We start from the raw sequence: 13,321 nt of genomic DNA, 5'->3' as shown, positions 1-13,321 counted from the left end.
ATCCGGAGGGGCCGTGGCCTATTCGCAGCCCGCAACCGCTAGCTGCCGGTGGCGGCCAGCTCCTTCTCGCGCTTGGCGGCCTCACGGGCCAGCATGCGGTCGCGCTGCTCCTCGAACTTCACGACGTCCTTGCCCAGCTTCTCGAGGAAGGTGCCCAGGCGCTCCCGGATCTCCTCGCCGCGCGCGGTGAAGTCGTCGCGCTCGAAGATCCGCCACTTCTTGAGCACCGGGTTCACCACCTCTTCGAGGTGCTGACGCAGGTCGTAGATGCCGTGCTTGGCCATCAGCACGCCGTTGCGGCGGAAGTTGGGCATACCGGCGCCGGGCATCTGGAAGTTCTCCAGGATGAGGGTGATGGCCTCGAGGGTCTGGTCGGGCGACAGGTCGAGGGCAGCACCGCACATGTTGCGGTAGAAGATCATGTGCAGGTTCTCGTCGGCGGCGATGCGCTGCAGCATGCGGTCGGCGATCGGGTCGTCGCAGACACGGCCGGTGTTGCGGTGCGAGACGCGGGTGGCCAGCTCCTGGAAGGTCACGTACGCGACCGAGTAGAGGAAGCCGGCATTGTTCGACAGCCGCTCGAGTTCCTCTGTGGGCGAGGCGAACCCGTTGGTCATGTGGATCATGCGGGCCTGCTCGAGGGCGACCGGGTCGACGCCGCGGGTCACGACCAGGTAGTCGCGCATGACGATGCCGTGCCGGTTCTCCTCGGCGGTCCAGCGACCGACCCAGGTGCCCCAGGCCCCGTCCTGCGAGAAGTTCTCGGCGATCTCACGGTGGTAGGACGGCAGATTGTCCTCGGTGAGCAGGTTGGTGATCATGGCCGCCTTGGCGACCTCGCTCAGCTTCGACTGTTCCGGATCCCAGTCGACACCACCCATGGCGGCGAAGTTTCGACCTTCGTCCCACGGCACGTAGTCGTGCGGGTGCCATTCCTTGGCCAGGGAGAGGTGGCGATTGACGTTCTCCTCGGCAACCGGCTCCAACTCCGTCAGCAGCTCGAGTTGAGTCAGATCCTTTGCCATACGTGTGCCCTTCGTGTCGTGCGTAGTGCTGTCGTACCCTCGCCGGCCTGCCGCCGCGCCCATACCTTACGTGACCGTAGGGTGATGTGAAACTCACATGTGCGCCATTGCGGCGTAGGTGAGAGATGTCATATGACAAGCGGCCCGCAGCGACGGGTGTATCGCCGTGGGCCGTGGTTCGTTAGCCGCGCATCCGGTCGAGATGCCCGATCACTTCCTACCCAGTAGCCCGCCCAGCACGTTGCCGAGCACACTGCCCGCGTTCTGGCCGGCCGCCTTGCCGAGTATGTCGCCCAGACCGCCGCCACTGTTTCCACCGGTGGCGCCGCCGAGCAGACTGCCGAGCAGATCGCCGATCCCGCCGCCGGACTGGCCGGCCGCGCCCCCGCCCAGGGCCTTCTTGCCGAGGTAGGCCAGCACGATCGGCGCGAGCATGGGGAGCAGCTTGCTCATCAGGTCCTGGCTGATGTTGCTACCGCCGACATTACCGAGAGCGCTGATCACCGTGGTCTTCTCGGCGCCGAAGGTCTGATCGACGATCTGGCTGCCGTTGGAGATGTCCACCTGATTCATATCGACACCGCCGTCGAGCAGCCCGTGCGGCTGGCCGGCGACTTCGTGCTCCAGATTCATTCCGACCTCGGGGTTGCCGGCCTGTGCCTGGAAGCCGCCGAGTAGCACAGGGACGGCCGCATCGATCGCCGTCTTCGCGGTCGCCTCGTCGACGCCGAGCCGCTCGGCGATCTGGGCGACTGGGACATTGGAGAGCAGGTCATCGAAGGAAGTCATGAACTCCGCCTGTGGTGATGGTTCCCGGGAAAAGCTCTGCTCCGGCCACGGTAGGTGAAGTCCGGATGGATTGCTACAGATTCGCAGATGTGGCGAGGGGCCCGGAGGTATCGTTCCGGGCCCCTCGCGTGGGGGTGCCCCCACCAGGGCTCGAACCTGGGACCTGCGGATTAAAAGTCCGTAGCTCTACCAACTGAGCTATAGGGGCGTGCGGGACGTCAGTTTAATGGGCCGACCCCATAAGTGTTAAACGAGTATCCGATTGCGCTCTGGCAGACGGTATTTACGCAGGTCAGGATGTGCCGTCGAGGGCCGGGCCGGTGCGGCGCGGGCGCACGGCGGGGAACCACGGGGACCGGTGGCGTCCGGGTGGGGAATGACGCGGTGTGCCGTTGGGGTGACGGGCCGTGCCGATCGGCGGGGCTCGGGGAGCCGGGGCGGTCGGTTGGGGGGACGATGTGGCCCTGTGAGGGTGCGGACCGGTCGGTGCGGCACCGCGAGAAGGTGGACCCGGGGGTGGGACGGGGTCGGCGCGGAGTGTGGGCGGGGTGGGGTGGCGGCGTGGTTTCGCCGTGTCCATTGCCCGATGGGTTCTGGACGGCCCGGTAAGCGGGCGCTGATTGCCGGTGCCGAGGGGTCCGGCAATCGCCTTGCCACTCAGTTTGTTTCGTTGCCCTGGAGTGTGAATATCATCCAATGGTGATGTGTGGCAAGCTATTTGGAGCTGGGGGTGGAAACCGGTCGGAGTCGGCGCGGGCGTGGGGGCGGCGGCTCGGCGGCGATGCGGTGTCGGTGTGGACAGCGCGCGCGGCGGCGATCGGCCGGCCGAACATCGGTGGGATATGGGCGAATTCGTCGATTCGAACCAATCATCCTTACGATTGCTGGGGAATTGCGGCATTTGATAGGAGGTGTGCTGGCTAACTGACTTTCCGGTACACCTCACGCTGGGTGCGCTTTCCGGGTACGGTGACCGACTGGTGAATTCCCGAGGAACCGGGATTGCCCCGGCGGCACGGGATTCGGCTTATCGTTGATGTGCCCGAACGTGTCGCGACCGGTCTGGCCGATCGCGGCTCCCATACGATGAAGCTGCGGGGAGGCGGACCAGGACGATGAACGCCCGGGTGCGCACCCCCTGTGGTCCACCCGGGCGGGAAAAACTATACCTGTTGGTGTGTTTCAAGTTTTTCGCGCTTTTTCGTACCAGAAGTTTGGTAATTCCGGGCGAAGCCCGTTTTGAAGTATTTGAAAGACACGTAACTTTGCGTCGAGGCCGCGCGGCGGTCGGCGACGGTTAGCTAGCTTCGGAGGCGTTTCGAGCATGGCACGGCAGCAAGAGCGGGCCCGCCGGACACGCGCGGCGATCATCAGGTCCGCCGCCGTTGAGTTCGGGAAGAGCGGCTATGCCGCTGCTTCGCTCAACCGCATATTGGAAGGTTCCCGGGCGACCAAGGGGGCCATGTACTTTCACTTCGACTCCAAGGAGGACCTGGCTCGTGCGGTGCTGGAGGCGGCGGTCGACCGCTATCGGGCATCGACCGAAAGGTGGCTCGCTAGAACCGATCTCGGTCCGCTGGATGTGCTGCACGGCATGATCGACGAGATCGCGCTGCGGCTGGAGAACGACATCATCATCCAGGCGGAGTTCCGGCTCATCATCGAGCCGGAGTTCTACCGCGACATCCAGGCCGGCGGCGGCCGCATCCTCGGGCGTGCCATCCGGCAGCTCGCGGTGAAAGCGACCGAGCACAAACAACTGCGCCCGGATTCGGATCCGGACCGGTTCACCCGCACCTTGGCGGCGGCGCTGGCGGGCCAGCGCTATATCTCCGATGTGCTGGCGGGCCCGGTGGATCTGCGGGCCCGGTTCGCCGAGGCGCTCGAGGTGATCGTGGAAGCCACCGCGACACCCGAGTGGACCGAGGAGTTCCGCCGCACCGGCTGGCGGGTGTCCGCCCGGCTCGAAGATCTCAACTTGGGACTCTGACCAGCTGATTTGGGAATCACGCGGAGCCTGTCATAAGCTATCTCCGCTCCCAACGGAAGCCGTTGAGCAAACGGTCCGGAGAGATCCGGCGGGCCCCCTTCGTCTAGCGGCCTAGGACGCCGCCCTTTCAAGGCGGTAGCGCGGGTTCGAATCCCGTAGGGGGTACAACGATGGCAACATCGTTGTCGGAGCAAGAGCAAGGCCCTGTGGCGCAGTTGGTTAGCGCGCCGCCCTGTCACGGCGGAGGTCGCGGGTTCGAGTCCCGTCAGGGTCGCAAGACTCCTTGCATGGCAAGAAGTGGTACAGCGTGGCATTCGAATCGGGTGCCTACGGCCAGGTAGCTCAGTTGGTACGAGCGTCCGCCTGAAAAGCGGAAGGTCGCCGGTTCGATCCCGGCCTTGGCCACCGGATCTGGAAGACCCCGTCCCTCGGACGGGGTCTTTCCGCATTCCCGGGCTCTCCGCGTGTTTTTCGACCTGTGGGTCTGATCTTGGTGGAATGCTGGACCTCATGGCTGAAGACAACCAGTGGTATTACTGCATCTCCCATCAGAAGGCGGAGCAGGGGAAGACCTGTTGGGTCGGCGATCGGATCGGGCCTTATCCGGATAAGGCGACAGCGGAGCGGGCGTTGGATATTGTGCGGGAACGAAATCGGCGCGCGGACCAAGAGGACGACTGACGCCGGAGTGACGGGGGTGACGCGCCGTTCGGTGCGCTCACGAGGCACTCAGGTTGACCAGGTACGGTTTCGTAGCCAGAAAACGACCAAGCGGGAGGGTAAACCTTGAAGGTCACCGTGGTGGTGCCGACCTACAACGAGCGGGAGAACCTGCCGGTGGCGGTGGAGCGGCTGACCGCGCTACCGGTGGCCGACCTGCATGTGCTGGTAGTGGACGACAATTCGCCCGACGGCACGGGTGAGGTGGCCGACAAGCTGGCCGCCGACCTGCCGAACGTGGTGGGCGTGCTGCACCGCACCGAGAAGGACGGTCTGGGCCGGGCCTACATCGCCGGCATCACCCGGGCGCTGGACGAGGGCGCCGACGTGGTCATTCAGATGGACGCCGACCTGTCGCACCCGGCCGAGGTCATCCCGGCCATGCTGGACAAGCTGGAGTCCACCGACGCCGGCGTGGTGCTCGGATCCCGTTATGTTCCCGGGGGTTCCACGGCGGCGGAGTGGAAGTGGTACCGCAAGGCGCTGTCGGCCTGGGCCAACTTCTACGTGAACATGATTCTGCACCTGGGCGTGAAGGACTCGACCGCCGGTTTCAAGGCGTGGAAGGCGGACACGCTGCGCGCCATCGACGTGGCTTCGATCAGGTCCAACGGCTATTCGTTCCAGGTCGAGATGAACTACCGGACGGTCAAGAAGGGCATTTCGATCGCCGAGGTGCCGATCCGTTTCGAGGAGCGCACCAAGGGCGCGTCCAAGATGAGCCTGAAGGTGCAGCTGGAGTCCGCGGCCATGCCGTGGAAACTGCTGTTCGGTCGGGCTGTCTGACTAACCGCCGGGGCGGCTTTCGGGCCAGTGGAGCAGCGTGTCCACGAACAGCTGCCGGACCTGTTCCACCTCGGCGTCCATATCGGCCGGATCCCAGCCGCTGACATCGATCGGCGGTAGGACCGCCACGTCCACGACGCCCTTGCGCAACACGGCCGAATTGCGCCACGCTATTTCGCCGGCATTCCGGATCACCACCGGAATCACCGGCACGCCCGCCTGCCGGGCAATGTGGAACGCGCCCTTCTTGAACGGCCCGATGCGCGGGGTCAGGGATCGGGTGCCCTCGGGCGCGATCACGACCGACAGTCCGCCGCGCAGGGTGTCGACGACGGGTTCCAGCGCGGCCTTGGCGGCCGCGGTATCGGCGCGGTCGATGAAGGTCACCTCGACGAAGCGCATCAGGGGACCGAAGATCGGGTTCTTGGTGATCTCCCGCTTGGCGATGCCGGTGAATCCGGTGCCCAGCACCTCGGCCAGCACCACGATGTCGAACTGGCTCTGGTGGTTGAAGATGAACACGGCCGGGCGTGGGGCGCGGGCGTTCCCGGCGCCCACCACGCGGACCTTCACTCCGGTGCCGCGCAGGGTGGTGTCCGCGGCGTAGGTCATCATCGAATCCGCCATCTGGCGGCGCTGTTTCGTGTGTGCCTTGGCGGCCACGCCGAACAGGGCCCCGCCCAGCAGACCGGTGAATCCGGCCAGGGTGCGGGCGTAGTCGGTGGCCCCGGGCGCTTGCCGGGGCCGGAAATGCAGCACCGGCCAATCCTTTTCGGCCGCCTCCAGCACGACGCGCGGATCCGGATTCACCGCCACCGGGTGCCCGGCGGTCTGCAGCAGCGGCAGGTCGGCGGCGCTGTCGGCGTAGGCCCAGCTCTGGGTGAGGTCGATGTCGTGGGTGATGGCGAAGCGGCGCACGGCGTCGGCTTTGCCGTTGCGCCACAGCGGCTTTCCCTCCACGTGCCCGGTGAGCACGCCGTCCTGCACGGCCATGGCGGTGCACAGCACGTGCGGGACGCCGAGTTCTTCGGCCACCGGCCGCACCTGGTAGCAGGTGACCGAGCTGATCAGCACCAGCGTGTGCCCGGCCGCCTCGTGTTCGCGCACCAGCCGCCAGGCCTCCGGATAGATGTGCCCGTACACGCTGCGCGCGAACGCCTGTCGCCCGAGCCGGGCCAGCTCGTCCTCGGCTGTCCCGGCCCAGCTGTACATCACCGATTGCAGGAAGCGCTCGTACTCGCCCTCGCTGCGCGCCCCGCGGATACTGCCGAGCAGGGTGGCGGTGAGCGCGCCCTGGGTGCTGCAGCGCCGCAGCAGTCGCCGGGGCAGCGGCGGCGGGTTGAATCCGTGGACGACGGTGCCGCCGAAGTCGAAAATCGCTGCGACGCGGGGGCCTTGCGGTCCGGTGCGCACGGCTTCGAGGGCCGCGCCGAGATCCTGTGCGCCGACCGGGCGCTGGGTGACGCCGACGCCGGGCCGGAGCGGCAGTGCGGGCCGGCCCGCGCCGATCCCCCGGACCCGGTGTGTCATAGCGCTTCCAGGCGGTTGGAGGGGTCGAGGGTGGCGGCCCGGGAGATGCGCTGGCCGATGGCGCGCAGTTCGGCGGCGAAGCGGCTGCGCCGGGCGGCCAGATCGGCGGGTTCGTCGGAGGGGGTGAGCAGGCCGTGGTTGTCGGCGAGTTTGATCGCGCTGCCGAACAATTCGGAGGACACCGATTCGGGGCTGTGCAGCCGCTGTTGCAGCAGCATCTGTTTGCCCACCTGCAGGCATTCGTCGATGAGGGCCTTCTTGTCGACCTCGGCGACCGGGTCGCGGGCGGCCAGCCGTTCGGCCACCACCAGTTGCGCGTCGAAGAAGGAGCGCAGCACCCGGTGCGCCATCATGAACCCGGATTCGGCCAGCCGGGCCAGGATGTCGGAGCCGACGGTGCCCGCGGCGGTGCGCTGATGCCAGTCATGGTCCACCAGCAGCATTTCCGCGGTGAGCTGGCTGGTGAATTCGGCCCGCTCCGGGAAGAAGAATTCGAACTTGAGCAGGTCGCGCAGCCGGAAGGCGGCCTCCCAGCCGACCTGGAGCTGATCGCCCTCGGGCGCCTCGACGGCGGTGAGGATGGACAGTTCGAGGATGGCGCGGTTGACGAACCAGTGCACGGCGCTGTTGCGGTAGAACGCGGCCTCCAGGTGTGCCCCGGCATTGATGGCGTACACCGGTTCCAGCCCGCCGCGGTACACGGTGACCACGGTGGCGACGGCCAGCTGTTCGAGCACCACGGCCAGCCCGTGATCGTCGCGCAGCGCGTCGAGTTCGCCGCTGGGCAGGTTCCGGCGCTGGATGTAGCCGAGCACGGGCGCGATGGCGGTGCGCAGTTCGCCGCGGGTGAGGGCGCGCTCGTGCACGCCCAGCAGCACCAGGGTGGTGAGGGCGTTGACGGTGATCGGGGTGACGTCGTTGATGCCGACGGCGACCTCGAAGGCCAGCCGCTGCACGGCCAGGTGCTCGAGTTCGAGGGTCCGCTCGGAAGGCGGATTCGGGTGGACCGTCAGCGGATCGCCGTTCACGGCCAGCCGGTCGCGGGCCGAGAGCGGCGTCCCAAAGCGCACGTACACGCGCCCGGCCGAGTGCTGCTGGTTGCGCACGTAGCGGGCCAGCCAGGTCAGGCCCTCGGGTTGTTTACGGCCGCCGGTCTGTTCGAGGGCGATGGCCCCGATCTCGTTGAGCCGCTCGTAGGTGATGGATACCGGCACCAGCATGACGTCGTCGATGCGTTTCGAACGCAGCGCGGCCGCAAGGTAATTCAGCAGTCCGTAGCGGGGCGGCCGGAGTTTGCCGGTGCGGGTGCGCCCGCCCTCGAAGTACCACTCCAGGTTGAAGCGTTTGGTGAGCAGGTAGGCGAAGTACTCCTCGACGACCGCCTTGTACACCTCGTCGTCGCCGAAACTGCGGCGGATGAACACGGTTCCGGTGCGCCGCGCGATGGGCCCGATCGGCCAGAACTTGAGATTGGCTCCGCCGACCACGTGATTGGGCGGAAAGTCGTTGCGCGCCAGGATGTCCCCGAGCACGAAGGCGTCCACGTAGGACCGGTGCGAGGGCAGGAAGACCAGCGGGTAGCGCCGGTTGAGCGAGCGCAGCCGGTCCAGCCCGGACTCGTCGGCGTCGACCTTCCAGGTGGAGGCGTGCACGGGCCGCATGGCCTGGGTGAACAGGTCCGACACCAGCCGGCTCTGTGCCGCGACGAGTTCGCGCAGGCCCTTCTCGGCCCGCCGGTACACCTCGCGGGCGGGCACACCGGTCTCCTCGGCGATGGCGTCGAGCCGTCGCAGGAATTCGGGCGAGTCCAGGATTTCCTCGACCACCAGCCGCGGCACCTTGTACCGGTCGCCGATGACGGCGCGCTCGGCGCGTTCCAGGGCGACGATGCCGGCGCGCACGATGGCCCGCCCGAAAGCGTCGGGCGCACCGGCGGATCCGGGATTGTTGGCGCGCAGCTCGCTGAGCCGGGCGGGTTGCCCGGTCAGCACCAGGTGCCGGTCGGGGGCCTTGCTGAGCAGCCGCCGCTGCATGAGCCGGTTGGGTTTGCGCGGGTTGGTGAGGGTGAGCAGATCGCTGAAGGTGGTGCGGCGCACGCCGTCTCGCTCGGGCGGCAGCCACAGCACCCGGACCGGCACCACCAGCGGATCGTCGCTGCGCCCGACCAGCCGGGCGGTGACGGCCTCGGGGTCGAGGTCGAGCTGGGTGACGGGGGCGGCGGTGCCGAACTCCTGGGTGATGCCGCCCTCGGCCAGCCAGTGTCCGACGAGGGCGCGCTCCACCTGCGAGGCGGCGTCGACCAGGGCGACCACGGACTGCGGAGCGGTGAGCGCGGCTTCGGGGAGCCGGCTGTCATGATCGAGCATTCTGGTTACCTCCGCATGAGCCGCTGCGATCCATTGAAGCCCAAACGTGCGGCGTCGGTCGGTAGGTCGGGCAATTCCCCGGTCGGGGCGTGGGTTTCGGGGCGGCGCGGGGCGTCGTGACGCAGGTCGCGATCGACCCCTCCCCACTCTGGGAAAGGTAATGCTAACCTCACTAATCAAGTTAGGTAAGCATAACCTTGGAGGTTTGGTGTCGGTCGCTGACGAACGGGTACGGCTCGAGGGGGAGCAGCGGTGGGGCGAACACGTCACCGATCCGGTCGCGGCGGTCACCGCGCTGGCGGCGGCGGATCGCTTCGGCGAATACGTGGTGTACGAGCGGCCCGGCGAATGGGTGTTCGCGGCCGACCCACTGGGCGGCGTCGAGCTGGACGCGAACGAACTGCGGGTGAGCTGGGACGGGCGCACCACCGCCGGGCCGTGGACGGGGAATCCGGCGCACGCCGTCGACGGCGCGCTGGCCGCACTGCCGCTGGATGGCCGGAACGCGTTCGGGTGGATCGGATTCGAGTTCTGTGCCTGGTCGCTGGGCGCGACCGCGCACGTGCACCCGCGAGCGACGCTGGCGCAGCTGATGATTCCGCGCATCGAGGTGCGCATCGACGCCTCGGGGGTGCGGGTGTCGGGTGCGACGCCGTCCGAGACCGGCGACATCCACGCGCTGATCGCGGCCGCGCAGGACACGCCGCTGCCGGTCGCGCACCCGGTCGACGTCACCGTGGATCCGACGGGCTACCGGGACCGGGTGGCCACCGGCGTCGCCGAGATACGGAATGGCAAGTACCAGAAGGTGATTCTGTCGCGGAAGGTGGAACTGCCCTTCGCGGTGAACATTCCGGCCACCTACCGGCTGGGCCGCGTGCACAACACCCCGGCGCGCTCGTTCCTGCTGCGGCTGGGCGGGCTGGAGGCCGCGGGCTTCAGCCCGGAACTCGTCGCGGCCGTGGACGGGGACCGGGTGGTCACCACCGAGCCGCTGGCCGGGACCCGGGCCTTCGGGCGCGGCGACGAGGTCGATCTGGCCGCCCGCGCCGACCTGGTGCGGGATCCGAAGGAGATTGTCGAGCACGCCATTTCGGTGCAGACCTCATTCGCCGAGATCGCGGCCGTGGCGGAGCCGGACACCACCGCGGTCTCGGACTTCATGGCCGTGCGTGAGCGCGGCAGCGTGCAGCACCTGGCCTCCACGGTGCGCGGGCGGCTCGCGGCCGACCGCAGCCCGTGGGACGCGCTGGAGATGCTGTTCCCGTCGGTAACCGCCTCCGGGATTCCCAAGGCCGCGGGCGTCGATGCGGTCTTCCGCCTCGACCACGATCCGCGCGGTCTGTATTCCGGTGCGGTGGTGACGGTTTCGCCCGACGGTGCGCTGGAGGCGACGCTGGTGCTGCGCGCGGTCTACCAGACCGGTGCGGGCGCGTGGCTGCGCGCGGGCGCGGGCGTCGTCGGGCAGTCACGGCCCGAACGCGAATTCGAGGAGACCTGCGAGAAACTCGGCAGCGTCGCGCCGTACGTGGTGCGCGCCTGAGCGTCAGACGCCGAACTCGACCCCGGTCAACCGCTCGGACAGCTCCCAGAGCTGCCGGGCGGTCTTCTCGTCGTGGGAGGCGGCATTGGAGCCGACCTTGGCGGGGTGACCGCGCCAGTTGAACCGGTCCGGCCCGTAGTAGCCGCCCGGTTCGACCGCGCCGGTGGCGGCGTACAGCGTTGGGAGAGCGCCCATCTCGGCGCTCTGCGCCACCAGCCGATTGCCGAGCCCGACGATCTGCTCCAGCAGGTTCTGGGTCTCCGAGCTGATCTCGGTGGCGGCATAGCCCGGGTGCGCGGCCACCGAAAGCGTGGGCGAGCCGGTGAGCGTCAGCCGCCGCTGCAGCTCGTAGGTGAACAGCAGCAGCGCCAGCTTGGACTGCGCGTACGCGCCGAAACGGGAATAGGCGCGCCGCTCCCAGTTCAGGTCCTCCAGATCGATTCGGCCGATGAAGTGGGTGATGCTGGAGGTGTTCACCACCCGCTCCGAAATCCGGTCCAGCAGTAGACCGGTCAGCGCGAAGTGGCCCAGATAGTTGGTGCCGATCTGCAATTCGAAGCCGTCGGCGGTGCGCTGTTTCGGCACCGCCATCACCCCGGCGTTGTTGATGAGGACATCGGCGCGCTCGACACCCGCGGCGAAGGTACGCACCGAGGCCAGGTCGGCCAGGTCGAGCTGGCGGATCTGCACGGTCCCGGGCATGGTCCGGGCCACGGCCTGCGCCTTGATCTCATTGCGGCAGGCCATGATCACCTGGGCGCCGGCGGCGGCCAGGGCCCGCGCGGTGGCCTCGCCGAGGCCGCTGGTCGCGCCGGTGACGATCACGATGCGACCGGTCTGGTCAGGAATGTCCGATGTATTCCACCCGCCCATGGCTGAACCCTAGGGCGTGTGGCTCAGTAGCGCGCGGCGAGGGCCTTCTTGTCGATTTTGCCGACCGCGGTGACGGGCAGGACGTCGGCCTGCCGCACTACATCCGGGAGCTTGTAGGTGGCCAGGCCGCGCTCGGTCAGGAAGGCCTTGATGGCGGCCAGCTGCGGGAGGTCGCCCGCGGTCACCAGGACCACGCAGACCTTCTCGCCGAGCGCCGGATCGGGCAGGCCCACGGCGGCCGCGTGCCGGACGCCCGGATAGGCGAGCAGGTGTTCCTCGAGCTCGTCACAGGAGATGTTCTCGCCGCCGCGATTGATGACGTCCTTGATGCGGCCCGACACGATCAGGTGGCCGCTGGGCAGGCGGCGCACCAGATCGCCGCTGCGGTAGTAGCCGTCCGGGGTGAAGGCGCGCGAATTGTGTTCGGGGGCACGGTAGTAGCCCCGCAGGGTGTAGGGGCCGCGGGTGAGCAGCTCACCCTCCTCGCCATCTTCGACGTCGTCGCCCTGCTCGTCCACCACGCGGACCTCGTCGGCGGGGGAGAGGGGGCGGCCCTGGGTGGTGCAGACCAGTTCGTCGGAGTCCTCGGCGCGGGTGTAGTTGAGCAGGCCCTCCGCCATGCCGAACACCTGTTGCAGCCGCACGCCCAGGGCGGGGACGACATCGCGGGCGTTCACCTCGGCCAGCTTCGCGCCGCCGACCTGGAGCAGGCGCAGCGAGGACAGGTCGGCGTCCTCCCACTCCACTGCCGCGCACCAGAGCTGGGCCAGCGGCGGCACCACCGCGGTGACGGTGACACGGTGGCGTGCGATGGCGGCGAAGGCGCTCTCCGGACTGGGGTCGGTGACGAAGGCCATGGCGCCGCCGGTGGCCACCGTGCCGAGCACGCCGGGGCAGGCCAGCGGGAAGTTGTGGGCGACCGGGAGGGTCGCGAGATAGACGTCGTCGGGGCCGAGGTCGCAGACCTCGGCGCTGGCCTTCGCGTTGTAGGCGTAATCGTCGTGGGTCCGGGCGATGAGCTTGGGCAGGCCGGTGGTGCCGCCGGAGACCAGCATCAGCGCGATATCGGAGGCGTCGACCTCGGGCAGCGAATCGCCGTCGACGGGAATCGAATTCAGGTCGGTGAACGGTCCGGGGTCGCCCAGCACCAGGACGTGCCGCAGGGCCGGGACGCGCGCGCTCACCTCGGCGGCGAGGATGCGGTAGTCGAAGTCGGCGAGCCGGTCCGCCGTCACGTAGGCGACCGCGCCGGAAAGCCTTGTCAGATGCTCGATTTCGGCGCGCCGGTGGGCGGGCAGGGTGAGTACGGGGATGATCCCGGCGCGCAGCAGGCCGAACAGCACCGGAACGAACTCGGGGACATTGGGCAGCTGCAGGACGACCCGGTCGCCCGGCCGGATGCCCAGGGTGAGGAAGCCGTGCGCCATCCGGTCGGCCGCCAGATCGAGTGCCGCGTAGGAGGTCTCGGTGCCGCTCAGCAGCGCCGGTCGGCCGGGCCACTGCCGGGCCGCGTCGCGCAGGAGTTCGCCCAGCGGCCGGCCTGCCCAATATCCGGCCCGCCGGTACTGCTCGGCCAGGTCGCCGGGGAAGGGGACGAAGCCGTCGCGGTGGTCCGTGGCGGGTTTTGCGGCCGATGTCTCCGCGGATGCGGTCGATGTCACAGCTCTGACCTCTGGCTAGTAAGGGTGGCCTTGCATAG

General features: G+C 68.3%; 10 protein-coding genes and 4 tRNA genes. 7 read left to right on the top strand and 7 right to left on the bottom strand.

The features are described from left to right. Positions 1 to 38 precede the first annotated feature (38 nt). The 3 genes from AB0L60_RS02530 to AB0L60_RS02520 all read right to left on the bottom strand — a co-directional run bounded on the left by AB0L60_RS02530 (position 39) and on the right by AB0L60_RS02520 (position 2,022). On the bottom strand, positions 39 to 1,025 hold the full coding sequence (locus AB0L60_RS02530; protein ID WP_364605998.1) for an acyl-ACP desaturase: 987 nt from the start codon (positions 1,023 to 1,025) through the stop codon (positions 39 to 41). 210 nt (positions 1,026 to 1,235) lie between these two features. Continuing rightward, positions 1,236 to 1,814, bottom strand: a complete 579-nt coding sequence (locus AB0L60_RS02525; protein ID WP_364605995.1) for a DUF937 domain-containing protein — start codon at positions 1,812 to 1,814, stop codon at positions 1,236 to 1,238. Positions 1,815 to 1,949: 135 nt separating this feature from the next. Continuing rightward, positions 1,950 to 2,022, bottom strand: a tRNA-Lys gene (locus AB0L60_RS02520). 1,116 nt (positions 2,023 to 3,138) lie between these two features. On the opposite strand from AB0L60_RS02520, the gene AB0L60_RS02515 reads away from it, so the two are divergent. From AB0L60_RS02515 to AB0L60_RS02490, 6 genes are all read left to right on the top strand, one after another. Continuing rightward, on the top strand, positions 3,139 to 3,804 hold the full coding sequence (locus tag AB0L60_RS02515; RefSeq protein ID WP_354830940.1) for a TetR/AcrR family transcriptional regulator: 666 nt from the start codon (positions 3,139 to 3,141) through the stop codon (positions 3,802 to 3,804). A gap of 92 nt (positions 3,805 to 3,896) precedes the next feature. Continuing rightward, a tRNA-Glu gene (locus tag AB0L60_RS02510) sits at positions 3,897 to 3,969 on the top strand. Positions 3,970 to 4,004: 35 nt separating this feature from the next. Further along, a tRNA-Asp gene (locus AB0L60_RS02505) sits at positions 4,005 to 4,078 on the top strand. Between the two features lie 57 nt (positions 4,079 to 4,135). Then, positions 4,136 to 4,209, top strand: a tRNA-Phe gene (locus AB0L60_RS02500). A gap of 105 nt (positions 4,210 to 4,314) precedes the next feature. After that, the gene (locus AB0L60_RS02495) at positions 4,315 to 4,485 is read left to right on the top strand and encodes a hypothetical protein (protein ID WP_354830937.1); all 171 of its coding nucleotides are present in this window, start codon (positions 4,315 to 4,317) and stop codon (positions 4,483 to 4,485) included. Positions 4,486 to 4,608: 123 nt separating this feature from the next. Further along, the gene (locus AB0L60_RS02490) at positions 4,609 to 5,310 is read left to right on the top strand and encodes a polyprenol monophosphomannose synthase (protein ID WP_364606735.1); all 702 of its coding nucleotides are present in this window, start codon (positions 4,609 to 4,611) and stop codon (positions 5,308 to 5,310) included. On the opposite strand, the gene AB0L60_RS02485 is transcribed toward AB0L60_RS02490, so the two are convergent. Further along, positions 5,311 to 6,840 (bottom strand): HAD-IB family hydrolase, encoded by a 1,530-nt coding sequence (locus tag AB0L60_RS02485; protein ID WP_364605990.1) that lies wholly within the window; start codon positions 6,838 to 6,840, stop codon positions 5,311 to 5,313. Continuing rightward, a complete protein-coding gene (locus AB0L60_RS02480) occupies positions 6,837 to 9,206 on the bottom strand; it encodes a glycerol-3-phosphate 1-O-acyltransferase (RefSeq protein WP_364605987.1) in 2,370 nt (789 codons plus the stop codon). The genes AB0L60_RS02485 and AB0L60_RS02480 overlap by 4 nt, the downstream gene beginning before the upstream one ends. Before the next feature lie 208 nt (positions 9,207 to 9,414). Here AB0L60_RS02480 and AB0L60_RS02475 point away from each other — a divergent pair, with 208 nt between their 5' ends. Continuing rightward, entirely contained in the window at positions 9,415 to 10,749 is a 1,335-nt protein-coding gene (locus AB0L60_RS02475; RefSeq protein ID WP_364605984.1) for a salicylate synthase, read from the top strand. Between the two features lie 3 nt (positions 10,750 to 10,752). Here the strand turns inward: AB0L60_RS02475 and AB0L60_RS02470 are convergent, their stop codons facing one another. Both AB0L60_RS02470 and AB0L60_RS02465 read right to left on the bottom strand, forming a co-directional pair. After that, on the bottom strand, positions 10,753 to 11,622 hold the full coding sequence (locus tag AB0L60_RS02470; protein ID WP_364605981.1) for an oxidoreductase: 870 nt from the start codon (positions 11,620 to 11,622) through the stop codon (positions 10,753 to 10,755). Between the two features lie 23 nt (positions 11,623 to 11,645). Further along, positions 11,646 to 13,283 (bottom strand): AMP-binding protein, encoded by a 1,638-nt coding sequence (locus AB0L60_RS02465; protein ID WP_364605978.1) that lies wholly within the window; start codon positions 13,281 to 13,283, stop codon positions 11,646 to 11,648. Positions 13,284 to 13,321 lie beyond the last annotated feature (38 nt).

Source organism: Nocardia sp. NPDC051981, from assembly GCF_040680715.1.
Lineage (GTDB): Bacteria > Actinomycetota > Actinomycetes > Mycobacteriales > Mycobacteriaceae > Nocardia.
Note: the sequence above shows the minus strand (reverse complement) of the source record. Positions and strands in the feature narration are given on the sequence as shown.

What these genes read in the sequence shown, in the direction of transcription:
- AB0L60_RS02530 (WP_364605998.1), bottom strand. Translation starts at nt 1,025, where the DNA reads ATGGCAAAGGATCTGACTCAACTCGAGCTGCTGACGGAGTTGGAGCCG.
- AB0L60_RS02525 (WP_364605995.1), bottom strand. Translation starts at nt 1,814, where the DNA reads ATGACTTCCTTCGATGACCTGCTCTCCAATGTCCCAGTCGCCCAGATC.
- AB0L60_RS02515 (WP_354830940.1), top strand. Translation starts at nt 3,139, where the DNA reads ATGGCACGGCAGCAAGAGCGGGCCCGCCGGACACGCGCGGCGATCATC.
- AB0L60_RS02495 (WP_354830937.1), top strand. Translation starts at nt 4,315, where the DNA reads ATGGCTGAAGACAACCAGTGGTATTACTGCATCTCCCATCAGAAGGCG.
- AB0L60_RS02485 (WP_364605990.1), bottom strand. Translation starts at nt 6,840, where the DNA reads ATGACACACCGGGTCCGGGGGATCGGCGCGGGCCGGCCCGCACTGCCG.
- AB0L60_RS02480 (WP_364605987.1), bottom strand. Translation starts at nt 9,206, where the DNA reads ATGCTCGATCATGACAGCCGGCTCCCCGAAGCCGCGCTCACCGCTCCG.
- AB0L60_RS02470 (WP_364605981.1), bottom strand. Translation starts at nt 11,622, where the DNA reads ATGGGCGGGTGGAATACATCGGACATTCCTGACCAGACCGGTCGCATC.